The organism is Peribacillus sp. YIM B13477, from assembly GCF_042787955.1.
Taxonomy (GTDB): domain Bacteria; phylum Bacillota; class Bacilli; order Bacillales; family DSM-1321; genus Peribacillus; species Peribacillus frigoritolerans.
Genome location: NZ_JBHZPD010000008.1, coordinates 171,846 through 196,139 on the forward strand (window position 1 = coordinate 171,846; position 24,294 = coordinate 196,139).

Sequence of the window (24,294 nt, forward strand, 5' to 3'; positions counted from 1 at the left end):
TGAAAGTGAAATCGTTGAAAGGTGCAAGAACTTCTTAACATATGTTTTTTTTTCTGATAAGCTTACAAGATGAAAATTAACCTATAAATAGGAGGATTCATTTTTGGAATATGGAATTATAATATCAATTGCAATATACATGGCAGGTATGCTTTTAATTGGTTATTTGGCCTATCGGAAAACGGCTAACTTAACCGATTACATGCTTGGCGGCCGGAACTTGGGGCCGGCTGTAACGGCATTGAGTGCAGGGGCTTCCGATATGAGTGGCTGGCTGTTGATGGGTCTTCCTGGTGCGATGTACATAAGCGGGTTGAGTGCTGGCTGGATTGTCATCGGCCTGTGTGCAGGCTCTTATTTAAACTGGTTATTCGTGGCACCAAGACTTCGGACATATACGGAAATTGCCGGCAATTCGATTACGATTCCCGACTTTTTGGGAAATCGGTTTAAAGATGGCTCCCGCGTCTTAAAAGTGGTATCAGCATCGGTCATTTTAATTTTCTTCACCTTTTATACCTCTTCAGGCATGGTGGCAGGCGGTGAGCTTTTCCGTACGGCTTTCAATTTAGATTACCGGTGGGGTATCTGGCTGACGGCAAGCGTTGTTATTCTTTATACATTATTTGGCGGATTCCTGGCTGTCAGCTGGACGGACTTCGTACAAGGTACAATCATGTTCATTGCCTTAATTTTAGTACCAGTTGTCACTATTGTAAATATTGGGGGCTGGGATCCCACCTTCAATGAAATAAAATCGATTAACCCGAATTTATTGCATGTTTTTGAGGGAACATCAACCATTGGCATCATATCTCTTCTGGCATGGGGGCTTGGTTATTTCGGGCAGCCTCATATAATCGTCCGCTTCATGGCGGTCTCATCTGTTAAAGAATTGAAAAGTGCACGGCGAATCGGCATGGGATGGATGATTTTTGCTATTGTTGGAGCGATGTTCACCGGATTGGTGGGGATAGCATATTTTAACCTGACAAATAGTCCTTTAGGGGATAGGAATGCTGAGTCCGTCTTCATCATATTAGCTAAAGAACTGTTTCCATCTTTGATTACAGGCTTCTTGTTGGCTGCGATTTTAGCAGCGGTCATGAGTACGATTGCATCACAGCTGTTAGTATCGGCAAGTGCTCTGACAGATGATTTCTATAAGCAGTTCATTCGGCCGAACGCATCTGATAAGGAATTAGTTCTGGTAGGTCGGTTTGGTGTGTTGGCGATATCTGCCATTGCCCTATTATTGGCTTTTAATCCAAGCGGTACGATCCTTAAATTGGTTGGTTATGCATGGGCTGGTTTTGGAGCGGCATTCGGTCCTGTCATTTTGTTAAGCCTGTACTGGAAACGGATGACGAAATGGGGAGCCTTGGCGGGAATGATTGTCGGTACGGCAACCGTGATCGTCTGGGATATGATCGATAGGTTTGCTGAAATATACGAAATCATTCCTGGTTTCATCGCTGGTTCAATAGCGGTGGTCGTTTTCAGCTTACTATCGGCCAAGCCTACAAAAGATATCGAAGAAGAATTCAATCAAGCCATTAAAGACCTCTCTTGATTTATTGAAAATCCAGTAGTAATGCTGCTGGATTTTTTAACGATATAAAACAATGATTTCTATATATATGTTACAATATCGATAGAGTCCTTATGTTGAAAACATGAGGGCTTTTTTTGAGTGATTTGGGAATAATAAACCAAAAAACAATACAAAGGAAAAAATATGAACCAATCTCATAAAATTGCATGTAAAGTGGCTTTTATATATATATTCATTGGGGTCTTATGGATTATCATTACGGATTACATCTCTATGACGCAGGCAAGGTCAGATGTTCAGATATATGCAATGTTTCAACATTCCAAAGGGTGGATGTTCATATTCATAACCGGACTTTTCCTGTACTTCATAATCAGGTATTGGACGGGGAAAATGCTGAGGTCCCAACAGGAATTCATTCTGAAGGATGAACAGTATCGATCGCTGTTCAAGCATAACCCGGATTGTGTCCTTGAGCTGAATCTCGAAGGAAATGTCGTTTCGATAAACCCGGAAGCAGAAAAACTGTTAGGTCATCATAGTGACAATTTGAAAGGCAAGAATGCGAATCATCTCATCAACTGGAATGAAAGTGATAAAGTAGCTGAATTCTTTCTACAGTCCCTTCAAGGGGAGGCTGTAAAATTCGAAACGACCATTCAGAATAGCAGTGATGAACAACGGATAATCCGTGTAACTTTTTTACCGATCATCGTCCACTCGGAAATGCTTGGAGTATATGCCATCGTAAGGGATATTACCGAATTGCGACGCGAAGAGGAATTGATGATCATGTCTGAAAAGCTATCTGTTATCGGACATCTGGCTGCAGCCGTCGCACATGAGATAAGGAATCCGCTGACATCGTTAAAAGGATTCGTACAGTTAATGGATATGACCCAGGAAGTGAACCCGCTGCATTCTGACATCATGTTGAAGGAAATTGACCGAATCAATATTATCTCAAGTGAACTTTTGGTTCTCGGGAAGAAACAGGATGTGGCATTCTGCAGGATCGATCTTGCCGACAGTTTACAACAGGTATTCACGTTGATGAAAGCAGAAACGAATTTGAATAATATCGAAATGGGGCTAAGGATTAAAACCGCCGAACCGATTTATATTATGGCTGATTCAATTGAACTTAAACAGTTGGTAATCAATATCGTCAAGAACAGCATTGAAGCGATTGAAGATAATGGGGAAATTCATATATCGCTGCAAATCATCGATGGACATGCTGTAGTCAGCGTGAGTGATAATGGCATGGGAATGGGGCCCGACCGCCTTGAACGGATTGGTGAACCTTTTTACTCGACGAAGGAAAAAGGTTCAGGGATCGGGCTAGCAATTTGCCGGAAAATCGTTCATCGCCTTCAGGGGGAAATGGATTTTGAAAGTGAGATAAACAAAGGGACGACGGTTACAATTCGTATTCCGTTGGCTACTGGACAAGAATAAATGGTACTATGAAAGATAGGAAAAGTTTTATATTAAAGGAGAACGATATGAGCGAATTACCTGCATTAATAAACGATAGAAAACCATATATACAAGAAGCCTGGAAAAAGTCCGGATTCGGACAACTTACCCCGATACAAACGAAAGCGATCCCCGTGATTGTCGAGGGAAAGGATATCATGGCCGAATCACCGACAGGTACAGGAAAAACATTGGCATATTTACTGCCATTGCTTGAAAAGATTGATCCTGAAAAAAAATCGCCCCAAGCTTTGATTCTGGCATCATCACGAGAGCTGGTCATGCAGATCAATGAAGAAATTCGCATTTGGTCAGAGAAAAGCGGCATTACGGGTGCAGCATTCATCGGCGGTGCTAATGTGAAAAGGCAGTTGGACAAACTGAAGAAGCGTCCACAGGTGATTGCTGGAACACCGGGGCGGATTTACGAATTGATTGCCCAAAAGAAACTGAAGATGCATGAAGTTAAGACGATAGTACTTGATGAAGGTGACCAATTGATCATTCCAGAGCATATGGGAACGATCAATAATATTATCAAAACAACACTAAAAGATCGGCAAATCATGGTATTTTCAGCAACCCTGCCAGAGGAAACGGAAAAAGCGGCCAGGGGATTCATGAATGAACCCGAAATGATCAAGGTCGATAAAAATGAAAAAATGGAATCCAAGGTGGACCATCTTTACTTTGTTGTTGAGAGACGGGAAAAGTCCAAGATTCTCGAGAAAATCACAAGACTTAAAGATGTGAAGGCACTTGCCTTCCTGAATGATATTGCGGAGCTTAGCGTCTTACATGAAAAGCTGAGTTATAAAGGTATTGAAATGGGCGTGCTTCACGGTGAATCCAATAAAGTCGACAGGGAGAAAGCACTGCGCAAGCTTCGTTCCGGAAAATCCCCGATGCTGATAGCAACGGATGTAGCGGCAAGGGGGCTCGATATTAAAGGCCTTACTGCGGTCGTTCATATTGATATGGCTGACAATATCGAACAATATATCCATAGATCCGGGAGAACTGGGCGTGCAGGTGCAGATGGCACGGTCATTTCAATCGTAACGGAAAGAGAAGAGCGAGAGTTGAAAAAAATGGCTCGTGAACTGGAGTTACCATTAACGAGAGTAACCTTCTATGGTGGAAACATCGTAGTCGATGAATGATTCGCAAAAAAGGGACGGCCATGGCGGCTGTCCCTTTTTTTGGGAGTTAGGATTAAAAATTAAAAGAGGTGCTCAATTTGCAGGATCCAACTGAACAGAATGAAGCTTATTTTTACTAAATTCAGGGTTCATTTATGGGTGATAATCATGAATGAAAACGCTTCCTTTATGTGGGTTTTTGACATATGATAGCAATAGACATAGGTTAGGAGGAGACGGCATGACAAGAAAGTATAAACAATTTGAAACGGCAGTCATCCATGAAGGATATGACTCGAAGAAGCATTTGGGAAGCTTGGCAACACCTTTATTCCAAACCTCAACATTCACTTTCGAAAATGCCGAGCAAGGGGAGAGGCGTTTTGCCGGTATCGAAGATGGATATATTTATTCTCGCCTTGGAAATCCAACGGTACAAGTGCTTGAAGAAAAGATTGCCGCACTGGAAGGCGGGGAAGCTGGCCTTGCTTTCGGTTCAGGCATGGCAGCCGTTTCAGCAGTACTTTTTGCGTTAACTAAAACAGATGATCACATCCTCTGCTCTCAGGGGTTATATGGTTGTACATTCGGCCTTCTGCAGCTAATGAAAAATAAATACCGGATCACTCATGATTTTTGTGAAATGGATACTGAAGAACAGGTCAGGAAAATGATCCGGCCGGAAACGACCTGCATCTATGTAGAAACCCCGATCAATCCGACGATGAAAATGATTGACTTACAGATGGTGGTAAGGATTGCGAAGGAATATAATGTGACGGTCGTAGTCGATAATACGTTTTCGACGCCATACCTACAGAGACCGCTTGAGTATGGCTGTGATATTGTCCTTCATAGCGCTACGAAATATCTTTGCGGGCATGGGGATGTCGTTGCGGGACTTGTCGTCGGCAAAAAGGAATTCATGAATCATATAGCTGGGACTACACAGAAAGATATCGGTGGAATCATTTCACCATTCGACGCCTGGCTACTATTGCGGGGGTTAAAGACCTTGCCCGTCAGGATGGACCGTCATTCGGCCAATGCAATGGCAATCTTTCATGAACTTAAGAAACATCCAAAGGTGAAAAAGGTATATTATCCAGGTGATGATGCTTCCCCGGATCATTATATCATGCAGAAACAGATGAAACATGGCGGCGGCCTTATCTCTTTCCAATTGCATGGCACAAAACAGGATGCGCAGGAATTCCTCAATAAATTGAATCTAATTAAAATTGCCGTAAGTCTTGGGGATGCCGAAACATTGATCCAGCATCCCGCTACCATGACGCATTCTGCCGTTCCTGAAGCTTCAAGGGAACAAATGGGCATCAGTGACCAGCTGGTCCGTCTCTCTGTTGGTCTAGAAGCTTGGCAGGATGTATGGCAAGATCTTCAGCAAGCATTTTAGGCTACCATATTCCTTCTACTTTTTATGAAGATGGTTATGGAGATGATAAAAGTGATGGCAGCGAGGATATAAGAAATGTCCGTGATTATAGGATAGGCGGAGCTATTTCGTATCCCGATGCCTATGAACGCCCAAACGAATACGAGAGGATAGCACCAATCCCGGTTTTTACCTGCGAAGACAAAGGCCAGGGTTGTTGCTGCAATCAGCAGGACGATCGTCCAAGTTGATTCGGAAACCCCAAAACCGTCCCATTTGATATAGGTTAGGTAATAAGAAATGTCAGCTATAGTTGCGACACTTACCCAGCCTGTATAAACGGAGAACGGAAATAGGTCGAAAGTAGTGTGTCCCACTTTTTTTATGCTTGTATAAATGACCATTAAAGTAGCCAAAAGAGCAATGATGATGAATACGGATAACAAAAAGTGTTCATAGTGCCAAGCTAAAAGCCAAGCGCCATTCAAGACACAGCTTAAAGCGAACCAAGGGAAGGATGCCTTATAAGCAGGGCTGTTTTGATGTTTACTTAAAAACTGCCTGAATACCCAGATGGCGAGCAGGAAATAGATCAAGCCCCATATGGAAAATACATATCCGGCAGGAGTGAAAAGGACATTAAGTTTATCGGAAATCTCTCCTGATGTCTGGCCGTTCAATGGCAGGAAATTGGCTGAAAAATTCATCGTGACGACGAACAGATAGAAAATCAGGTTGATGATGGAAATAAGCATGGTCTTCCTCCTTATATGAATTGTGATTCTCTAATCCTATTCCACATATTAAGCCTGCCTAACCTTTTTGGAGCACATCGGGGTTAATGGGGATCATTTTTACATAAAGATAGGAAGTTCCTGTAACAATTGAACCATTTAAGGTTAGAAATTTTACATCTTCACTTTATGGTGATAAAATATTCAAAGATTCATATTATTTTAGTCCTTCGGGGTCGGGTGAAAATCCCAACCGGCGGTGATGAAGAAATTCTAAGCCCGCGAGCCTGTTAAAAGGCAGGATTTGGTGAGATTCCAAAGCCGACAGTACAGTCTGGATGGGAGAAGGACGTGTGGAACCCAAGTGTATACGTACGCCTAATTTTTCGAAAATGAAAATATTAGGCTTTTTAGGTATACAATTTTTTTCACTCATTTCTCCTGCTAACCCCTTAGGCCATCCTAAGGGGTTTTTTATATTTTATAAAAGGGGGAAAAACATGTTTACGGGAATCATTGAGGATATCGGTACCGTACATTCCTTGAAAAAAGGAAAAAGCAGTATGGAGTTATCGATTCGTTCTGAAAAAATCCTTGAAGATGTGCATCTGGGGGATAGTATTTCAGTCAACGGGGTCTGCTTAACGGTAACGTCCTTCACGAAAAGTTTATTTACGGTCGACGTGATGCCGGAAACGGTCAAAGCTTCCTCGATCCGGACGTTAAAATTGGGATCACCTGTTAATCTCGAACGAGCCATGAGTGCACAGGGAAGATTTGGCGGTCATTTTGTTTCAGGTCATATCGACGGAACCGGAACGATCATAAAAAAAGAACGGAAAGAAAATGCCGTATATTATGTAATCCAACTGGAAGAAGGGCTTAGTGCCTTTTGCATTCCAAAAGGTTCCGTGGCCATTGATGGAACAAGCTTGACGATATTTGGGATCGAAAGGAACCTTTTGACGGTATCATTGATTCCATTGACTCATCAGGACACCATATTGGGACAAAAAGCGGCTGGCGATATCGTTAACATCGAAAACGACATGATTGGGAAATATATAATACATCAAATGAAAAATGGCAATCCAAAACCAGGACTGAATTTAGAGTTTTTGGCAGAGCATGGATTCTAATAAAAGGGCGGTGTAATGATGTTCCATACAATAGAAGAAGCAATAGAAGATTTGAAGGCTGGCAAGGTAGTAATCGTGTCCGATGATGAAGACCGTGAAAATGAAGGGGATTTTGTAGTGTTGGCCGAAAAGGCGACACCGGAAGCGATTAATTTCATGGCGACTCATGGACGTGGTTTGATTTGTACGACCATCACTGAACAACTGGCAGCAAAATTGAAACTGCATCCTATGGTAGGCGAAAATACCGATCATCATGGCACTGCTTTTACGGTGAGTGTCGATCATAAAAGCACCTCTACAGGAATCAGTGCTTTTGAACGTTCCTTGACCATCCTTGAGCTTCTTAATGAAGATTCGGTCGCTGAAGATTTCCAAAGGCCAGGTCACACTTTTCCGATAGTCGCTAAAGAAGGCGGCGTATTAAGAAGGGCAGGACATACGGAGGCATCGGTGGACTTGGCGAAGTTATGCGGTGCCGCCCCAGCCGGTGTAATTTGTGAGATCATGAATGAAGATGGATCGATGGCCCGCGTATCCGATTTAGAAGTCATCGCTGATAAATTCAACCTGAAGTTCATTACGATAGCCGATTTGATTCGGTATCTTCAACATAATGATCCAATCGGGAAACAGGAACTTGAACTGAACATCCCGAAAGCTTGACGGATTTTTAAGGAATGAAATCTTAACATGAAAAAAATTATTGTTTTTAAAAATTAGGAGGAATTGGACATGGGGAAAACTATTGAAGCACAATTAATCGGATCAGGATTGAAAGTAGGAATCGTGGTAGGAAGATTTAATGAGTTTATCACAAGCAAGCTTTTAGGAGGGGCAATGGATGGCCTTAAGCGTCATGGCGTTGATGAGAATGATGTTGACATCGCGTGGGTCCCGGGTGCTTTTGAACTTCCGTTAATTGCTAAGAAACTTGTGAATACAGGTAAATATGATGCGGTAATCGGTCTTGGAACGGTAATCAGGGGTGCTACTTCACATTATGATTATGTCTGCAATGAAGCAGCTAAAGGCATGGCTTCCGTTTCTTTGGAAACAGGTGTACCGGTTATCTTCGGTTTGCTGACAACTGAGAATATTGAACAAGCGATTGAACGTGCTGGAACAAAATCAGGTAACAAAGGCTATGAAGCGGCCGTTAGTGCAATTGAAATGGCCAACCTTGGAAAATTGATTGAACAGTGATTTCACATAAGGAAGCCGCGGGGGATAACATTCCTGCGGCTTTTTTTTGATGTGCCGGATCGTGGTCTGATTGAGTCAACTTTCTTCAACCATCTGGCAATTCTTTAAAGTTCGTAAAGTTAGCCATTGATCGATTAGCTAATGCTGCTCTTCGACCTCACCGAAACTCCTTCAATGGAAATACCCCGATTTCAAAGTAATGTGTTTTTTCATTATTTATTATTATAAATTATGGGTAATAAGGAATCATTAGGTAATCCCTCGAAAAAAAAACGAGCAAAAGCGTCACGTAATGGAAGCATGATAAAATATGCAGATATGATTATGCTACAATTGTAAAGATTGCAATTGAAATTCATGTCTTTAGGGAAAAGTAAATTTATTAGTTATTAGGAGGGGTTTGTGTGTACCATCTCTTTACACATAATGATTTGGATGGAGTCGGGTGCGGCATTGTAGCTAAGCTGGCATTCGGAGATGAAGTAGTTGTTAGTTATAATTCAATTGGTCGCCTTAATCAGAATGTAGGCGCATTTCTTGAACAGGCCAAGATTGAAGATACATTGATCGTTACTGATCTATCGGTTGATGAAGATAATGAAAAAATGATTACCCAGTTTGTGGAAGATGGAGGCAAGGCGCTGCTGATCGATCATCATAAGTCAGCACTGCATTTGAACGAACATGATTGGGCATCTGTAACTGTCGAACAGGAAGATGGTAAACAGACGGCAGCCACATCATTATTCTATCAGTATGCAGTTGAAAATAAATTGCTGGAACCTTCAACCATTGTCGCTGAATTCGTTGAATTGGTCCGTCAATATGATACTTGGGAATGGGAAGTCAATAAAAATACAACGGCAAAGCGATTGAATGACCTGTTTTTCATGATTCCGATAGAGGAATTCGAAATGAAAATCGCAAATAAGCTGTCCACGGCTGAAAGTTTCACTTTTGACGAAGTGGAGCAAACGCTTCTGAATGTTGAAGAGAGTCGAGTGGACCGGTACATAAACAGGAAAAAAAGAGAAGTTTATCAAGCTACGGTCGGTCCCCATACAGCTGGTGTGGTCCATGCAGAGTCATACCACTCGGAATTGGGAAATGAACTGTCGAAGGAGTTCTCACATCTGGATTATATAGCCATCCTGATGGTAGGAAGCAAAAGAATCAGCTTCCGGACAATCCACGATGATATAGATGTTTCTGAGGTTGCTGGCAAGTACGATGGTGGAGGCCACCAAAAAGCCGCCGGTTGTACGATGTCCGAAAAGGCATATAGCCAATATGTCGAAAAGACCTTCTATGCCGAGCCCCTTAAACGAGACGCACATAAGAATCAATTGAATATAAAAGGATCCCCAGAGGGTTGCCTATATTCAACAAGAGACAAACAGGATATATTCATCTATGAAGATGAAGAAGAGGAATGGATTGTTGAAATCAACGGAAAACAACAGAAAAAAACATTCGATGCATTTGCGGAAGCGGAAAAATACATGAAGCGGAAATATGCTGCATGGCTGGCCCATGATGAAAGATATGAAGAGTTTGTCAATAAGGGTTAATTAGAAAAGCGGCTGTCCGAATGGGACAGCCGCTTTTCAATCTTGATTTTATCTTTTAAGCGGGACAGGATGAACGATCGTGCGTGACTGTTTTTTTGGAATGGAATTTTGGCGATGAAGAATTGCATTGATTTCTCCGCCGATCACAAAAATCAAACCACTTAAATACAGCCATAGCATCAATATGATGACGCCTCCTAAACTGCCGTAAGTGGAAGAGTAGTTGGCAAAGTTACTGACATAGAATGAAAATCCAAGTGATATTCCCAGCCAAAGTACTGTTGCGGTAACTGCGCCAGGGATGACATGTTTAATGGGAAAACTTTTATTCGGTGCAAAGCGATATAAAAAGGCCAGGACAAGTGAGATGACCACAACCGCGATGACCCACCGTAATAAGCTGAATAAGATTTGCGTTTCTTCTGGGATCGGAATGACCTGCTGTAATAATTCGATGATGACCTTTCCAAAGACGGGGAGACCTAACATGACGATGAATGCTACAACCAGGCCTAATGTCAGTATAATGGAAATGAAGCGGGCTTTAATGAAATTCCTTGTTTCTTCCACATCATAGGCGATATTCATGGAATGGATGAACGCGTTCATTCCGTTGGATGCGGACCATATCGTTCCAAGGATACCAAAGGTCAGTAAGCCGCCGTTCCGTTCAGATAATATGTTGATGATATTTTTCTCGATGACTTCCATCGTTTCCGCAGGCATGAAGGTTTTTATCGTGTCGAGGGCTGTCTGAATATCGATGTTCAGATAAGGTAATATGGACAGCAGTAATATGAGCAAAGGGAATAGTGCCAGTAAATAGTAATAAGCTTGTTCTGCTGCCAGCCCGGTCACACGATCTTCCTTTATTTCTTTAATAAGTTTCTTTGAAAATTGGATCGACTTATTCATCTGGGCATCACTCCTGAATAGTTACTTAGGTTATCTGCTTCTATTCCCTCTGTTCATGTAAGTTAATCCTCAAAAGAAAAGAAATTGTAACCTCTAATCCGGGCACTTGTAGAAGCTTGTGACAATGACATAGCCCGTAAAACAAATTTGGAGAGAGGCAAGTTTTAAATCCTCAGTAAAGAAATATCCCTCAATCTCGAAAGTTTCCAGAATAACTGTGAATAGGTGCTGTTTAAACTTCTAGTACGGCACCAATACTACTACTAGGTATGATTTTATGCCCGCTTTCTTACAAGTATTATCATGTTAGTGAGTTATGAAAGGTAAACAGAAAAAAGGCCAGTAAGAAATTTCCGGCCTTTTTCTTCTATTGGACTTCTTTTTCCTGTTTCTTTTGAACCTTCGGAGGGGTCCATTTGAATACTTTATTTAGGATATTATAGATGTGTTTGGATTCTTTTGTAAGGATGGGCCCAAGAATCGCTAAGGTTAAAACATAAAGTGCTGCAAACGGGGTTAGTATAGGCATTAAACCTCCTGCAATGCCTAAGTTGGCTAAAATGATGGAGAATTCGCCGCGTGAAACGATCGTTAAACCGATGTTTGCGGAAGCTCTGTGAGATAAACCGGATTTGCGTCCGGCAATCATACCAGCTGCAAAGTTACCGATTATGGTGATGATTACGGCACCAAGAACCATCCAGACAGCTCCGCCAAGGGTCGTCGGATCGATACTCAAGCCAAAGCTGAAGAAAAATATGGCCCCGAAGAAGTCTCTGAAGGGAATGACAAGTTTCTCGATCCTGTCGCTATGCTCCGTTTCAGAAAAGACCAGGCCGAGCAGTAAAGCACCAATGGCTTCCGCAACATGAATCGTTTCCGAGAAACCGGCGATGAAGAATAGTAATGCGAACACGACGATGATAAAAATCTCATCGGAGGTTATATTGAATAATTTGTTAAGGACCCCAGATGCTTTCCGGGCGATAACGAAAAATATCAGCATATACCCAATCGCGATAAATGTAGAAAGTAATGTTCCCCAAACGGAACCAGAAGAGCTTAATACCAATCCGGATACGACTGATAAATAAACAGCGAGGAAGATATCTTCAAACATGATGATGCCAAGGATTAACTCCGTTTCATTGTTACCGGTCCTTTTAAGGTCCACAAGTACCTTTGCTACGATGGCACTTGAAGAAAAACTGATGATCCCGGTTAATATCAGGACCTCTTTTAATGGAAGACCTAGCAGGAAACCATACAGCAAGGCCATTCCCACGTTGATTAAAATGTAATAGGTTCCGCCTGTCACGATATTTTTCCCTGACTTCATAAGCTTTTTGACGGAAAATTCAAGCCCAAGGTAAAACAGAAGGAATAGAATACCGACACGACCGAGGAATGCTATGATTTCATCACTTTCAATGAAACGCAGGTCAATTAATCCGAAGTGCGGGGCATGGGGTCCAACGAGCATCCCGATGATAATTAATAGCGGAACATTTGATATTTTGAATTTACCTGCAACGAGAGCGGCTAATGCCACTAGAAGTAGGGCAGTTCCCACTTCAAAGACTAAATGATCCATATGAGCTTAGTCACTCCTTTCGTCGGTCAATAATTCTCTTATCAAGTTACGAATATCTTTTCTTTCACCGGATATTACAAGGGTGTCGCCTGTTTCGATGATGGAGTCTGGACCAGGATTATTCAGTTGTTTTTTGCCTTTTTTAGAATGGGCGATGACGGTCACGTTATAATTGCTCCTGATATCAATCGAACCGATCGTTTGATTGATGGCCTTTGAACCGGGTTCGACTTTGAACCATTCGATCACCAAGTCACCCAATGACATTTCAATTGTTTCAAGTGCTTGTGGTTTATAGACCATGCCGCCTATGATGGAAGCCAGTTGCCGGGATTCCTGATCATTAAGGGTGATGCTCGATATGACGTCCTCATGTTCATTATCAAAATGGTATAATTCCCGACGGCCATCATCGTGAATGACGATTACTAACTTTTCATCATTTCTCGTTATGATTTCGAATTTTTGACCAATACCAGGAAGTTCACTTTCTCTAATTTTCACTGGAATTCCTCCTTAAAATGTTGGTTAGAGTTAATAGAAGATAGCAGAATGTTTATAAGTTAACGTCAATATTCGTCTTGAATTTCTTCTCCTTGGATAAACCGATGTATTTTAATGTCTCCGATGGACTGGAATGATGGTAGTGCTTCTGTATCAAGGCCAGAGACACTCCTTGTTTATAGGCATGGTAGCCAAAAGTCTTACGCATCGAACTTGCTCCGAATTTGCCTGTCAGCCCTGCACCTTCAACAGCATCATGGATGATTCGGTGCGCCTGTTGACGTGTAATCGGCTTTTTTGTCTTAGGGGAAAGAAATAAAAACTGACCTTCGATAACCTTCGAGCCTTTAAGGTATTCTTGTAAGGCGGTACGGACTTTCAGGTTCAAATAAATTTGGTTGACTTCGTCACTTTCCGTCCGTTGCTCATAGTACTCCTTGATTTTGCCCGTTTCATCCAGAACGCTGGCGACGGTGATTTCGAGCATTTCATTTATCTTCATACCTGTATTGATGCCGAGTACAAACAATAAATAATCCCGACTGGAGTGAGCGCGTAAGTATGTTTTTATTTTGCTGATTTGATTGATATCCTTAAAGGCTTCTACATATTCCATAGATCTTCTCCTCTTACCAATGTAACATAATTACATTATAACACAAGTTATGTAACATTGCATGCGATTAGTTCTGCACGTGATGCCTACCCAATCAGTAATGCTTGCTTTCGAACGTAAAAAATCTTTTTCCTTATTCTCTGCTCAAACGAGGTAAAATATTTCCGGGAAGTTATTTAATGTGGAGATTGCTGTTTGCATCATGGGGGGGGGGGATCGGTCTGGAATGATAAAAAAAGAAACCCCAAGTTGGGGTTTCCTAATCTTTTTAGTACACGGCTTTTTGTAATTTGTGAATGACCTCAAGTGAAAGCCCGGTTCCGATGGCAACTGATTCAAGCGGGTTATCCGCAAGTTTGACAGGGACGACGATTTCATTCGTCAGCCATTCCTGTACCCCGTTGAGAAGTGCACCCCCGCCGGATAAGATGACTCCTTGATCGACGATATCGCCGCTCAATTCAGGAGGACAATCTTCCAAAGTGGCCCTTATTGCTTCCAGTATATGAAGAAGTGATTCCTGGATGGCTTCCTGGACGTCAGTGGATGATATTGTAATCGGTTTTGGTAGCCCGGTTACAAGATCGCGGCCCCTGACTTCCATGGTGATCACGGAATGTTCAACGAGTGCGTAGCCGATTTCTTTTTTTATTTCCTCGGCTGTTCTTTCCCCAATCAGCACATTATGTTTTTTCCTGACATATTGGCTGATATCTTCATCCAGTTGATCTCCGCCAATTCTGATAGAATTGCAGGAAACGACACCGCCATAAGAAATGATTGCGACTTCAGTCGTTCCGCCGCCGATATCAACGATGACATTGGCAACGGGCTCTTCGACAGGCAGGCCCGCACCTATTGCTGCCGCTACCGGTTCCTCGATAAGGTGGACCTGTTTCGCTCCGCAGCTTTTGACTGCATCCTGAATGGCCCTTCTCTCAACTGAAGTGGAACCTGATGGTGTACAGACCACTACACTAGGTTTGCGAATCGATAAACCTAGGGCCTTGCTTGCTTTTTTCATGATTTCCTTAAGCATTTGCGCGGTCACATTAAAATCCGCAATGACACCATCCTTAAGCGGACGGATTGCCACGATATTGCCGGGTGTTTTCCCGATCATGTTTTTTGCATCAACACCGACTGCCAATACTTTATTAGTCTCTATATCAATGGCCACCACAGATGGCTCATTAAATACGATTCCTTTATTTTTACTGTAAACTAGCGTATTTGCAGTTCCTAAGTCAATGCCTATTTCTGTATTTGATAACATCTAGTCACCCCTCCATAAGAGTTTGACCCCCTATATATATTATTCTACCTTTTATTGCGAGTTTGTGGGGGTGGGAAATCTAGTAAATGGTGGAAGTGCCATGCTGTTTCTTTTCATGGAGCCAAAACATGATTAAATATAAAAAAGTGCACTGAAGAAGGTATCTCTGCTGCGCTCCTCGCTTCAGTCGAAAGCAAGGGTGGATGACAGCTTTGAACCAACTTATTTTATGTTAAGATATAGATGAAAAACCGCTTAGATAAAGAAGGTAATTTTGTGAGTGCAAATTTAATCGATAGTAAGAGTTTTAGAATCATTTTTACAGCTTTTCTAGCATTCCTCGGTGGTTACGCGTTTAATAGCCTTGGCATATACCTGCCATGGATGCTAGGACCATTATTCGTCGTGATGATTGCGAAAGTGAAGTTAAGGAAGTACTTATATTGGTCTAAAACCTTTAGAAGTACTGGATTGGTCATTCTAGGTTTACAATTGGGCAGTTCATTCACGAAACAATCGTTAAATGAGATGATTGAATATCTGCCTGTAATGCTTTTTACGACAATCGCAATCATTTCATTTACAGTGTTGACTGGCTGGTTTATCGGAAAACGAATGAACTTATCCTTGGGCACATCCATGCTGGGCAGTTTCCCGGGAGGTCTTTCCCAGATGGTGGTCTTAAGTGAGGAAATGAAGGATAGTGATGAAACGGTTGTAGGTTTCATGCAAACACTGCGGGTCATCCTGGTAATTTCCATTGTCCCTTGGATTGTGACTCATGTAATGTCAGTTGAACCAGGTGCGGTAATGGCCATAACGGAGCGGCCGTTTTTCTTTTTTGAATATGATGGGAAATTTGCCATCATGATGTTGTTAACCTTGCTAGTGTTCATTTTCATCACAAAGAAAGCCAATTTTCCGCTGCCTTTTTTGCTAGGACCTCTCATGGCCGCAGCACTATTCAATTTAGCAGGCCCAGGTGCCCCGCAGATTCCTGCCTTTTGGTTGAACCTGTCGCAATTGCTGATCGGCGCACATTTAGGCTACACACTGAAGGTAGATAATCCCCGACTTTTTAGAAAGATGTTCGGAGCCGTATTCGTCAGTAATGTCCTATTGATTGGATTTTGCTATTATCTTTCCATTCAGTTTGCCCCGACCCTATCTTTACAGGCGAATGAACTTTTTTTGAGCATGGCGCCAGGCGGCGTCGCCGAAATGGCGGTCACAGCCATGTCTGTGCATGTGGATTTATCCGTTGTCACAAGCTTTCATTTATTCAGGATCTTATTCATTTTATTTTTTCTGTCCCCCATCATAAAATGGCTGGCCGGAAGAAATCATGGAAAACAAGAACAGGGACAAAGCTGACAGGCTTTGTCCTTTTCTTTTGGAAAAACTGAAGAGTGAGAAAAAATGTCAGCGATATGCGGAATTCACGAGTAAAAGCATGAAACTCACGAGTAAAAGCACGAAACCCACGAGTAAAAGTGTGAAACTCACGAATAAAAGCGTGAAACCCACGAATAAATGCGCATATTCCAGATGTTTTGAGAAAATCATGTACGGAACAGCTTGAGGTTCCATTCTTGAAGGAATATTTTTGCTGTTGATAAGCACATGCAGGCAATAAGGTGGGAAGATTTTATGATGATTTAATGAAAATTGAAACTGAATAGTAAAATAATCCTCACTTTTTTTGAACTTCATCCGATATAAGGAGGAGACGAGACTTTAAATGAATGGGTGAGTATTATGGATATAACATCAGTTTTGGGCGTAGTCCTTGGTATTGTGGCCATCTTAGTCGGAATGGTGTTGAAAGGTGTTAGTGTAACGGCGCTGATTAATCCGGCGGCTATTTTGATCATCATTGTAGGGACGATAGCTGCTGTCGTAACGGCTTTCCCTTTGTCGGAATTAAAAAGACTGCCAAAAATATTCAAGATTTTATTCTTTGAACAAAAATTGACAAAGCCGGAAGATTTGATAAAGACCTTTTCGGAATGGGCGGTCATTGCCAGGAAGGAAGGATTATTGGCCTTGGAAAGCATTTCGGATCAGGTGGATAATGCCTTTTTGAAAAATGGCTTGAACCTTGCAGTCGAAGGTCAGAGTGCCGATTATATTCGTGATATTTTAGCAGAGGAAATAGACGCGATGGAAGAACGTCATTTAAGTGCGGCGGCGATTTTCAGTCAAGCCGGTACATACGCACCGACGCTTGGAGTATTGGGTGCCGTAATCGGGCTGATTGCTGCATTGGGGAATATGGCTGACACAGAGGCATTGGGACATGCCATATCTGCAGCGTTCGTCGCGACCTTGATGGGGATTTACACGGGGTATGTGTTATGGCATCCATTTGCCAATAAGCTCAAACGGAAATCGCAGCAGGAAATCAGAATCAAAGAAATGATGATTGAAGGGATTTTATCGATCATCGAAGGGGAAGCGCCGAGAACGATCGAACAGAAATTAACATCATATTTGCCTGCTGGAGATCGTAAAAAGTGGTTGGAAGGCGATGTGAGAGATGATGGCTAGGCGCAAAAAGAAACAAAGGCAAGAAGAGCATATCGATGGAAACATGGCTGGTTCCCTATGCCGATATCTTAACATTGCTTCTTGCGCTTTTTATCGTTTTGTTCGCTTCAAGTTCGGTTGATGCAGTAAAGTTCCAGCAGTTGTCCAATGTATTTAACCAGGTTTTTACAAGCGGAACGGGTTTTATGGATTTTCCAAGTGATTCCCCCAGCAATGAGCCGACGTCACCCGAACAAAGAACAGGTGCAGAAGATCTTGAGAAGCTAGGGAAAAACGAGCAGGAAGAACTTACGGAAGTTCAGGAGCGCGTAGATGCCTATATAGAAAAAAATGATTTAACGGATAAATTGGGAACGAACCTTACGGATGAAGGTATGTTGATTTCAATTAGGGAAAACGTGCTGTTCGAATCGGGTGTGGCCGAGGTGAGAAGTGAAAACCGTAAAATGGCTAAAGAAATCTCGGGGTTACTGGTCATGGACTTACCCAGAAACATCATCGTAAGCGGACATACCGATAATATTCCTATTAAAAATTCCAAGTATGAATCCAACTGGGACCTGAGTGTGATGCGATCCGTGAATTTTATGAAACTTCTCCTCGAAAATAAGGATTTGGATCCCGAAATGTTCAGTGCTAAAGGACATGGGGAATTCAAGCCGGTTGCTTCCAATGAAACGAAAAAAGGAAGGGCGAAAAACCGGAGAGTTGAAATCCTAATTGTTCCACGGACAGCGATAAATGAGTGAAAACCTGTCAGGAATGGATGGCTTTTTGTTTTTGAAGGGGAATATATGGAAAGAGAATACACTAATGTGATGGAAGAAATCGTTGTGACATGGGTGCAGGTTTTAATGTCAGGTATAGAATACCAAACATTTTGTTCGTGCAGGAAATGTAAAAATGACATCATCACATTATTATTGAATAACCTGTCTAAGTACTATGTAACCACGGAAGTAGGTCGGATTAGGATATTTAGGAATTTGAATACAGAAGAAAACAGGAAATGGATCAATAAAAGAATCATCAATGCTATACACGTTGTTGGCCAGTACCCTAAACATTGATTCGCGGTATTTTACTCATAAACAAAAGGTCAACTATTAATTATGTGTTTTATTTATAGTGTCAGAGGGAACATAAATAAAGTGCAAAGTAGGTTCATTCGATCAAAAATTGAGGAGATGAATGATTATGGGTAAAAAAATCGCATGTGTAGTAACGAATATGTTTGAGGACTCGGAGTATAGTGAACCGGCAAAAGCATTTGAAGAAGCTGGCCATAAGGTAACGACGATTGAAATGGTGAAAGGGAAAACGGTTAAAGGGAAACAAGGGGAGGTGGAAGTCGAGATTGATGAAAGCATCGACTCGGTGAAACCGGAAAGTTTCGATGCGTTATTCATCCCCGGTGGGTTCTCGCCTGATCAACTGCGTGCTGACGAACGCTTCGTATCTTTCGCAAAATCGTTCATGGATGATAAAAAACCTGTATTTGCGATCTGTCATGGACCGCAGTTGCTGATTACGGCCAAAACACTTGAAGGACGCCACGCAACAGGGTATACATCCATTAAAGTCGATATGGAGTATGCAGGTGCCACATATTTGGACAAAGAGGTCGTGGTTTGCGGCAACCAGCTTGTAACCAGCAGGACTCCTGAAGATCTACCGGCATTTAACCGGGAATCGCTCAATCTATTGAAATAATGAAAAATCCCGGCGGCTGCCGGGATTTTTCATTTTAAAGGATTCATATACTTCAATCTTTGCAGTAAAATAAAAGGAGAGACGAATAAAAAAGGAAGTGTCACGATTGATCGTATTAAAATCTGCACGTGAAATTCAAGCGATGCATGAATCGGGTAAAATTTTGGCAGCTTGTCATAGGGAGATTGCAAAGTTGATTGTTCCTGGTGTGACAACATGGGAAATAGAAGAATTTGTTGAAGGATTCTTAAAAAAACATGGTGCGAAGCCGGAACAAAAGGGTTACAAAGGGTATGAGTATGCGACATGTGCCAGCATAAATGAAGAAATCTGTCATGGATTCCCTCGTAAGACCCCTTTGAAAAACGGAGATATCGTAACGATTGATATGGTCGTCAATTATAATGGGGCCCTTGCTGACTCTGCTTGGACGTATACGGTCGGTAAGGTTTCTAAGGAAACCGAACATTTAGTGAATGTGACGAAGGAATCTTTATATAAGGCGATTGAAGTATGTGTGGAAGGCAATCGGATTGGAGATATAGGTCATGCCATACAAACATATGTCGAAGCGGAAGGCTTCTCTGTCGTTCGTGATTTCATCGGACACGGGATAGGGAATGTCATTCATGAAGAGCCTCAGGTTCCGCATTATGGACTACCGAATAAAGGTCCGCGTCTTAAGGAAGGAATGGTATTCACCATCGAGCCAATGGTAAACGTAGGTACATATAAAGCAAGCCGGAACCCGAATGGATGGACGGCATCCACTGCAGATGGGAAATACTCGGCTCAATATGAGCATACGATTGCCATAACGAAAAACGGCCCGCTTATTCTAACCGAACAGTGAACATAAAAAAACAGCATCGATTATGATGCTGTTTTTCATTTTAATCAATGGGGCGTTCCAATGAATACAAATCCTCTTCGATATTTCCTAATCTGTCCTCCATGACTTTTTTAGCATCTTTGATCCCTTCATTGTAAATAAAGGGAGCGATATTTTCGAAAATGAACTGCAAGTGATTTTCAGCAGCAATTTCACCGATTTCCTTCCCATGTTCCTGATACACATATTCTTGGATACTTTCGATCATTTTGCGGCGTTTTTCTATGGGGAATTGAATGAACATTGTCCCACTCCTTCATATTTGTTCTAAAAACCATGTAATGAATTGATCCGAATCCAAAGGGAAGACAGGTACTGAAGCATGATTCCTGGTTCGTTCAAAACATTCGGGCCAAGCCACCGCTGCCTTGACATTGGTAAGCCGTTCCAATAACGGGAGGTCACTTTCTTCCTTGATTAAAATGACCTTGGGAAAATCCTCTTGCTTATACCCTTCAATTAAAATCACATCAGGGAGAAATAGACACAGTAATTGAATCAGCTCAGTGATAGGGGCGCTCCCCCTGAAATTGCCGAGCAGCTCGATTGTTCCATCTCCTTCAACAAGTGAAGCGGCCGCCCCGGCAAGAAAGTGTTTATTGGAATCCTTCGTGCCTGTAACATCTGGTTTTCCGCCATGTCCATGATGTTTTAAAACGGCTGTCTCTAATTTTGCTTCGCGCAGCTTTTTGATTAAATTCGTTATGAAGGTCGTTTTTCCTCTATTTTGGTAGCCAACCACCTGAAAAATAAAGGGCTTCACCAAGGCCATTTGGAACCTTCCTGATCATCGAGGAGCAGGATGTCCACGAAGTCTCCCGTTTGGAAACCACGTGTCCCCCCAGGTAAGACGGTCAGTGAATTGGCACCTGCCAAGCTTGTTGTAATATTTGATTTATCCACACCGCTTGGAATTACCTTCAACTGACCGGATTCGTAAAATAATCGGGTGCGAAGCAGACGTGAGAATGGATTGGGTTTTAAGAAGTCCTCTGCCAATTGGGCCGTCTCTTTTCTTAAATGCGGATATTCCGAGAACAGCATGGTGCGGATGATCGGTCTTGCAAATAGTTCAAAGCCGACATAACTGGCGGATGGATTGCCGGATAAACCGAATAAAAATTTGTCATTATATACCGCTACAGTCGTCACGCTGCCGGGGCGCATGGCCACTTTGTTGAATAATACATCGGCGCCAATCTTTTGATAAATATCCGGAAGAAGGTCAAAATCACCGACAGAAACTCCTCCTGTTGTAATGAGCAGGTCCACTTCCTCCAAAGCAGTTGAAATGGCCTCGTAGCTTAATTCGAATTCGTCCTTAAGCTTTCCATAAAAACGGACTTCCCCCCCGGCCCTCCGAATTTGGGCGGAGATGGCATGTGAGTTGCTGTTGCGGATCTTCCCAGGCTGCAACGGTTCATGAACATCAAGCAGTTCCGATCCCGTAGCGAATAATCCGACGACAGGCTTCCTGGCAACTGGCACTTCCGCATAACCGAATGTTGCCAGCAAGCCGATGATCCCTGGATTGATCGCTGTTCCTTTTTTTACAAGAACATGGCCTTTCTTAGCATCCTCGCCTTGAAAAGAAACGTTTTCGCCTTCCTTAAGTGAGCGTTTAAATGATATGTACTTCTTTCCGTCCTTTTCGAATTCCTTCGTAAGTTCAAGCATGATTACGGCATCACACTCAGCTGGCATTTGGGCTCCAGTCATGATTCTTGCCACTTGATTTTTTTGAACGGGAATAGTCGATACCATACCCGCAGCCAACTCTTCCACCACTTCGAACTCGAGGGGGTTATTTATGGAACCTTCAGAAGTATCCTTGGACCTGAGGGCGAATCCATCATATGGGGAGCGGTTAAAATGCGGAACATCATTTGTAGCTACAATATCCTGAGCCAAAAAGCGGTCTTGGCTGTCCTCGAGGGGAATCAGTTCCACATGTCCTGTTAATTTATGCTTCATCACTTTTTCCACTGATTCTGCGATGCTGATGGGCGTTCTTTTTTCTACCATGCCTACAACTCCTGTCCGTTTTCAATTTCTATATCAAATGTAGCAGAATTTTTTTGAAAATGAAAAAAATCCTCACCGGTATGGGAGGATTTAAATGTTACTTATTACGCAGTCTTCCAAGTTCTTCAGCGATCGCTTCCATTTCACGGACACTGAAATTCGTTTTTTTCATCACCATTGTATAAATATCGTGCAGTTCTTCGTACATTTCAATATCAAAATGAGTTGATTTGATTGCACCGAAGTTCATTACTTTTAATTTATCCTTGATTGCCTCGATCATAAACTCGACACTTTCAGCTGTGTTTTGCGTTAAATCCATTTCCTTCATCCTTTCATACGTTCCTAAATTATTTTCATCTTTGCATGATTACCGCTGGAAGTCAATGAGTATTCGGGTGGGATATGAAGCTTGCCCCCCGATAATCTTGGTGATCTTTGCGTTTTAAAGTGAGAGAGTTCGGGAAAAGATAGGAAAAAACTTTTTTAAACATTGTATAATGGAGAGAGCTACCATTATCCATCAACTAATATATGACGAGGAGGAGAATATATGAGCAACATTCGAGAAGAATATAAGTGTGCCAAGAAAAGTAAGTTTATGCAAGCGGTCTTTATTGGGGCGTTAGCTGGGGCGGCAATAAGCCTTTTTGACAAGCAAACGCGTTATTCTGTATTGGAAAACAGCAAAAGCTGCATGAGTAATATGAAGGAATTCGTGAAGAATCCCAATGGGGTGCTTACACAAGTACGTGAGACATCATCCAAGGTCCGTTCCACTGTTGAAAAAATTTCCGAAGATGTATCCTTCATTTCCCAAAAGGTTGAGGAAATGAAAGATATTCCATCACAAGTTGCCCAAGTGGTGATGGAGACGAAGGAAGTTTTTACTGCAGAGGAAGAAGAGCCGTCTTCTAGAGACCACGAACGAATTTCCTTAAATTAGAAAATGGGGTGGGGGTATGGCCAATAAAAAAGAATGGCTGAAAGGCTCATTCTTCAAGACTTTGGTAAAACGGTTACAGGTCGATGATGTGTCGGGGCTTGCCGCACAGCTGTCTTATTTCTTCTTACTTTCCCTGTTTCCGTTGCTTATTTTTTTATTCACTTTATTGGCCTATCTGCCATTTTCACAAGAAGATATATTAAATACCGTCCGTACATATGCTCCTGACGATTCGATGAAAATTATTGAAGCTAACCTATCGGAAGTGTTGGAAGCGAATGGGACTTTATTGTCGTTTGGTGTCATAGGAACGATATGGTCGGCATCGAATGGGATGAATGCAATCATTAAAGCATTTAACCATGCATATGGTGTAAAAGAAAGTCGAACTTTCTTTATTTCCCGGGGAATGTCGATTCTTCTCACTTTAGCGATGATTTTTGTTTTTATTGTCGTTTTATTGCTGCCGGTATTCGGAAAACAGATCGGAGTGTTCCTATTTGCCGAAATTGGACAATCCGATGAATTTCTTACGATTTGGAACCAACTTCGCTGGGTGGTCAGTACGCTTGTATTTTTAATTGTGTTCACCATCCTTTATTGGATTGCGCCCAACATTAAGCTAAAGTGCATAACCGTACTGCCTGGTGCAATCTTTGCAACAGCAGGATGGAGCCTCGCTTCTTTTTTGTTTTCATTTTATGTGGAGAACTTCGCTAATTATTCCGCAACATATGGAAGTCTTGGAGGGATAATCGTATTAATGGTCTGGTTTTATTTATCGGGCCTCATCATCATACTGGGCGGGGAAATAAATGCGCTCATTAGTGAAAGGAAAAAGCCAGAATGTGCATGAGCTTCCTGGAGTTTCCGTAATAGCGGATTATCATGCTGCGGATACTATTCAAGAAATGACAATTTTAAAGAGGAGGAGTTCTTTCATGAGTAAAAAGGATGGCGGCACAAAACAAAAAGGAAAAAATAAAGGTTCGAACCATAAAACATCAGGTTCTGCAAACGGTAAGAACGGATATCATT

24 protein-coding genes, 2 pseudogenes and 1 riboswitch are annotated in these 24,294 nt (G+C 42.1%); of the genes and pseudogenes, 16 read left to right on the forward strand and 10 right to left on the reverse strand.

The features are described from left to right. Positions 1 to 103: 103 nt before the first annotated feature. The 4 genes from putP to megL all read left to right on the forward strand — a co-directional run bounded on the left by putP (position 104) and on the right by megL (position 5,596). On the forward strand, positions 104 to 1,573 hold the full coding sequence (gene putP / locus ACFX4H_RS21345; RefSeq protein WP_034305814.1) for a sodium/proline symporter PutP: 1,470 nt from the start codon (positions 104 to 106) through the stop codon (positions 1,571 to 1,573). Positions 1,574 to 1,738: 165 nt separating this feature from the next. Next, positions 1,739 to 3,016 carry an ATP-binding protein gene (locus tag ACFX4H_RS21350; RefSeq protein ID WP_241637264.1) on the forward strand — a complete coding sequence of 426 codons (1,278 nt, stop codon included), beginning with the start codon at positions 1,739 to 1,741 and terminating at the stop codon, positions 3,014 to 3,016. A gap of 47 nt (positions 3,017 to 3,063) precedes the next feature. Beyond that, positions 3,064 to 4,200, forward strand: a complete 1,137-nt coding sequence (locus ACFX4H_RS21355) for a DEAD/DEAH box helicase (protein ID WP_034305811.1) — start codon at positions 3,064 to 3,066, stop codon at positions 4,198 to 4,200. 220 nt (positions 4,201 to 4,420) lie between these two features. Further along, positions 4,421 to 5,596, forward strand: coding sequence for a methionine gamma-lyase (gene megL / locus ACFX4H_RS21360; protein WP_377436163.1), 1,176 nt, complete (start codon positions 4,421 to 4,423; stop codon positions 5,594 to 5,596). Here megL and ACFX4H_RS21365 read toward each other — a convergent pair. Continuing rightward, a complete protein-coding gene (locus ACFX4H_RS21365) occupies positions 5,593 to 6,330 on the reverse strand; it encodes a TspO/MBR family protein (RefSeq protein WP_241637261.1) in 738 nt (245 codons plus the stop codon). The two genes, megL and ACFX4H_RS21365, sit on opposite strands and share 4 nt — an antisense overlap. Before the next feature lie 201 nt (positions 6,331 to 6,531). Beyond that, positions 6,532 to 6,663: riboswitch (FMN riboswitch) on the forward strand. Between the two features lie 146 nt (positions 6,664 to 6,809). Here ACFX4H_RS21365 and ribE point away from each other — a divergent pair. The 4 genes and pseudogenes from ribE (at position 6,810) to ACFX4H_RS21385 (ending at position 10,225) form a co-directional block, all read left to right on the forward strand. Continuing rightward, complete coding sequence (ribE, locus tag ACFX4H_RS21370) at positions 6,810 to 7,448, forward strand: riboflavin synthase (RefSeq protein ID WP_034305702.1); 639 nt, start codon at positions 6,810 to 6,812, stop codon at positions 7,446 to 7,448. Between the two features lie 18 nt (positions 7,449 to 7,466). Continuing rightward, positions 7,467 to 8,105, forward strand: a pseudogene (ribB, locus tag ACFX4H_RS21375) (3,4-dihydroxy-2-butanone-4-phosphate synthase); the annotation flags it as partial. A gap of 78 nt (positions 8,106 to 8,183) precedes the next feature. Next, on the forward strand, positions 8,184 to 8,654 hold the full coding sequence (ribH, locus tag ACFX4H_RS21380) for a 6,7-dimethyl-8-ribityllumazine synthase (RefSeq protein WP_034305700.1): 471 nt from the start codon (positions 8,184 to 8,186) through the stop codon (positions 8,652 to 8,654). A 404-nt stretch (positions 8,655 to 9,058) separates the two neighbouring features. Then, positions 9,059 to 10,225 (forward strand): DHH family phosphoesterase, encoded by a 1,167-nt coding sequence (locus ACFX4H_RS21385; RefSeq protein ID WP_377436164.1) that lies wholly within the window; start codon positions 9,059 to 9,061, stop codon positions 10,223 to 10,225. Positions 10,226 to 10,273: 48 nt separating this feature from the next. Here ACFX4H_RS21385 and ACFX4H_RS21390 read toward each other — a convergent pair whose 3' ends face one another. The 5 genes from ACFX4H_RS21390 to mreBH all read right to left on the reverse strand — a co-directional run bounded on the left by ACFX4H_RS21390 (position 10,274) and on the right by mreBH (position 15,130). Next, on the reverse strand, positions 10,274 to 11,140 hold the full coding sequence (locus ACFX4H_RS21390) for a YihY/virulence factor BrkB family protein (protein ID WP_057278615.1): 867 nt from the start codon (positions 11,138 to 11,140) through the stop codon (positions 10,274 to 10,276). A gap of 367 nt (positions 11,141 to 11,507) precedes the next feature. Further along, complete coding sequence (locus ACFX4H_RS21395) at positions 11,508 to 12,734, reverse strand: cation:proton antiporter (protein ID WP_063577434.1); 1,227 nt, start codon at positions 12,732 to 12,734, stop codon at positions 11,508 to 11,510. A gap of 6 nt (positions 12,735 to 12,740) precedes the next feature. Then, positions 12,741 to 13,238, reverse strand: coding sequence for a cation:proton antiporter regulatory subunit (locus ACFX4H_RS21400; RefSeq protein ID WP_034305691.1), 498 nt, complete (start codon positions 13,236 to 13,238; stop codon positions 12,741 to 12,743). A 52-nt stretch (positions 13,239 to 13,290) separates the two neighbouring features. Continuing rightward, positions 13,291 to 13,854 (reverse strand): tyrosine-type recombinase/integrase, encoded by a 564-nt coding sequence (locus ACFX4H_RS21405; RefSeq protein WP_034305689.1) that lies wholly within the window; start codon positions 13,852 to 13,854, stop codon positions 13,291 to 13,293. A 268-nt stretch (positions 13,855 to 14,122) separates the two neighbouring features. Beyond that, a complete protein-coding gene (mreBH, locus tag ACFX4H_RS21410) occupies positions 14,123 to 15,130 on the reverse strand; it encodes a rod-share determining protein MreBH (protein WP_057278618.1) in 1,008 nt (335 codons plus the stop codon). 276 nt (positions 15,131 to 15,406) lie between these two features. Here mreBH and ACFX4H_RS21415 point away from each other — a divergent pair, with 276 nt between their 5' ends. From ACFX4H_RS21415 to map, 6 genes and pseudogenes are all read left to right on the forward strand, one after another. After that, entirely contained in the window at positions 15,407 to 16,504 is a 1,098-nt protein-coding gene (locus ACFX4H_RS21415) for an AbrB family transcriptional regulator (RefSeq protein WP_377436165.1), read from the forward strand. A 384-nt stretch (positions 16,505 to 16,888) separates the two neighbouring features. Continuing rightward, on the forward strand, positions 16,889 to 17,680 hold the full coding sequence (gene motA, locus ACFX4H_RS21420) for a flagellar motor stator protein MotA (protein ID WP_377436166.1): 792 nt from the start codon (positions 16,889 to 16,891) through the stop codon (positions 17,678 to 17,680). Further along, positions 17,673 to 18,429: pseudogene (gene motB, locus ACFX4H_RS21425) on the forward strand (flagellar motor protein MotB). Before motA ends, motB begins: the two are co-directional and overlap by 8 nt. A 69-nt stretch (positions 18,430 to 18,498) precedes the next feature. After that, positions 18,499 to 18,750 carry a late competence development ComFB family protein gene (locus ACFX4H_RS21430; protein WP_377436196.1) on the forward strand — a complete coding sequence of 84 codons (252 nt, stop codon included), beginning with the start codon at positions 18,499 to 18,501 and terminating at the stop codon, positions 18,748 to 18,750. Between the two features lie 127 nt (positions 18,751 to 18,877). Continuing rightward, on the forward strand, positions 18,878 to 19,393 hold the full coding sequence (locus ACFX4H_RS21435; RefSeq protein ID WP_034305681.1) for a type 1 glutamine amidotransferase domain-containing protein: 516 nt from the start codon (positions 18,878 to 18,880) through the stop codon (positions 19,391 to 19,393). 106 nt (positions 19,394 to 19,499) lie between these two features. Continuing rightward, positions 19,500 to 20,246, forward strand: coding sequence for a type I methionyl aminopeptidase (map, locus tag ACFX4H_RS21440; RefSeq protein WP_034305678.1), 747 nt, complete (start codon positions 19,500 to 19,502; stop codon positions 20,244 to 20,246). Positions 20,247 to 20,286: 40 nt separating this feature from the next. Here the strand turns inward: map and ACFX4H_RS21445 are convergent, their stop codons facing one another. The 4 genes from ACFX4H_RS21445 to ACFX4H_RS21460 form a co-directional block, all read right to left on the reverse strand. After that, positions 20,287 to 20,529, reverse strand: a complete 243-nt coding sequence (locus ACFX4H_RS21445; protein WP_034305676.1) for a DUF2164 domain-containing protein — start codon at positions 20,527 to 20,529, stop codon at positions 20,287 to 20,289. Between the two features lie 12 nt (positions 20,530 to 20,541). After that, entirely contained in the window at positions 20,542 to 21,057 is a 516-nt protein-coding gene (gene mobB, locus ACFX4H_RS21450; RefSeq protein ID WP_377436167.1) for a molybdopterin-guanine dinucleotide biosynthesis protein B, read from the reverse strand. Continuing rightward, the gene (locus tag ACFX4H_RS21455) at positions 21,045 to 22,310 is read right to left on the reverse strand and encodes a molybdopterin molybdotransferase MoeA (RefSeq protein ID WP_377436168.1); all 1,266 of its coding nucleotides are present in this window, start codon (positions 22,308 to 22,310) and stop codon (positions 21,045 to 21,047) included. Before ACFX4H_RS21455 ends, mobB begins: the two co-directional genes overlap by 13 nt. Positions 22,311 to 22,407: 97 nt before the next feature. Further along, positions 22,408 to 22,632 carry a DUF1128 domain-containing protein gene (locus tag ACFX4H_RS21460; RefSeq protein ID WP_034305672.1) on the reverse strand — a complete coding sequence of 75 codons (225 nt, stop codon included), beginning with the start codon at positions 22,630 to 22,632 and terminating at the stop codon, positions 22,408 to 22,410. 231 nt (positions 22,633 to 22,863) lie between these two features. Between ACFX4H_RS21460 and ACFX4H_RS21465 the strand changes: the two genes are divergently transcribed. Together ACFX4H_RS21465 and ACFX4H_RS21470 are read left to right on the forward strand one after the other, a co-directional pair. Continuing rightward, the gene (locus ACFX4H_RS21465) at positions 22,864 to 23,256 is read left to right on the forward strand and encodes a hypothetical protein (protein WP_048685126.1); all 393 of its coding nucleotides are present in this window, start codon (positions 22,864 to 22,866) and stop codon (positions 23,254 to 23,256) included. Positions 23,257 to 23,272: 16 nt separating this feature from the next. Further along, complete coding sequence (locus ACFX4H_RS21470) at positions 23,273 to 24,112, forward strand: YihY/virulence factor BrkB family protein (RefSeq protein ID WP_063577426.1); 840 nt, start codon at positions 23,273 to 23,275, stop codon at positions 24,110 to 24,112. The last annotated feature ends 182 nt before the right edge of the window (positions 24,113 to 24,294 follow it).

Excerpts from the sequence above, each read along its gene's own strand:
- ACFX4H_RS21365 (WP_241637261.1), bottom strand. The coding sequence starts at position 6,330 with ATGCTTATTTCCATCATCAACCTGATTTTCTATCTGTTCGTCGTCACG.
- ACFX4H_RS21460 (WP_034305672.1), bottom strand. The coding sequence starts at position 22,632 with ATGGATTTAACGCAAAACACAGCTGAAAGTGTCGAGTTTATGATCGAG.
- ACFX4H_RS21395 (WP_063577434.1), bottom strand. The coding sequence starts at position 12,734 with ATGGATCATTTAGTCTTTGAAGTGGGAACTGCCCTACTTCTAGTGGCA.
- ACFX4H_RS21455 (WP_377436168.1), bottom strand. The coding sequence starts at position 22,310 with ATGGTAGAAAAAAGAACGCCCATCAGCATCGCAGAATCAGTGGAAAAA.
- ribH (WP_034305700.1), top strand. The coding sequence starts at position 8,184 with ATGGGGAAAACTATTGAAGCACAATTAATCGGATCAGGATTGAAAGTA.
- ACFX4H_RS21350 (WP_241637264.1), top strand. The coding sequence starts at position 1,739 with ATGAACCAATCTCATAAAATTGCATGTAAAGTGGCTTTTATATATATA.
- ACFX4H_RS21390 (WP_057278615.1), bottom strand. The coding sequence starts at position 11,140 with ATGAATAAGTCGATCCAATTTTCAAAGAAACTTATTAAAGAAATAAAG.
- ACFX4H_RS21355 (WP_034305811.1), top strand. The coding sequence starts at position 3,064 with ATGAGCGAATTACCTGCATTAATAAACGATAGAAAACCATATATACAA.
- ACFX4H_RS21405 (WP_034305689.1), bottom strand. The coding sequence starts at position 13,854 with ATGGAATATGTAGAAGCCTTTAAGGATATCAATCAAATCAGCAAAATA.
- ACFX4H_RS21465 (WP_048685126.1), top strand. The coding sequence starts at position 22,864 with ATGAGCAACATTCGAGAAGAATATAAGTGTGCCAAGAAAAGTAAGTTT.
- ACFX4H_RS21445 (WP_034305676.1), bottom strand. The coding sequence starts at position 20,529 with ATGTTCATTCAATTCCCCATAGAAAAACGCCGCAAAATGATCGAAAGT.
- ACFX4H_RS21435 (WP_034305681.1), top strand. The coding sequence starts at position 18,878 with ATGGGTAAAAAAATCGCATGTGTAGTAACGAATATGTTTGAGGACTCG.
- ribE (WP_034305702.1), top strand. The coding sequence starts at position 6,810 with ATGTTTACGGGAATCATTGAGGATATCGGTACCGTACATTCCTTGAAA.
- motA (WP_377436166.1), top strand. The coding sequence starts at position 16,889 with ATGGATATAACATCAGTTTTGGGCGTAGTCCTTGGTATTGTGGCCATC.
- mreBH (WP_057278618.1), bottom strand. The coding sequence starts at position 15,130 with ATGTTATCAAATACAGAAATAGGCATTGACTTAGGAACTGCAAATACG.
- ACFX4H_RS21470 (WP_063577426.1), top strand. The coding sequence starts at position 23,273 with ATGGCCAATAAAAAAGAATGGCTGAAAGGCTCATTCTTCAAGACTTTG.
- mobB (WP_377436167.1), bottom strand. The coding sequence starts at position 21,057 with ATGGCCTTGGTGAAGCCCTTTATTTTTCAGGTGGTTGGCTACCAAAAT.
- megL (WP_377436163.1), top strand. The coding sequence starts at position 4,421 with ATGACAAGAAAGTATAAACAATTTGAAACGGCAGTCATCCATGAAGGA.
- ACFX4H_RS21430 (WP_377436196.1), top strand. The coding sequence starts at position 18,499 with ATGGAAGAAATCGTTGTGACATGGGTGCAGGTTTTAATGTCAGGTATA.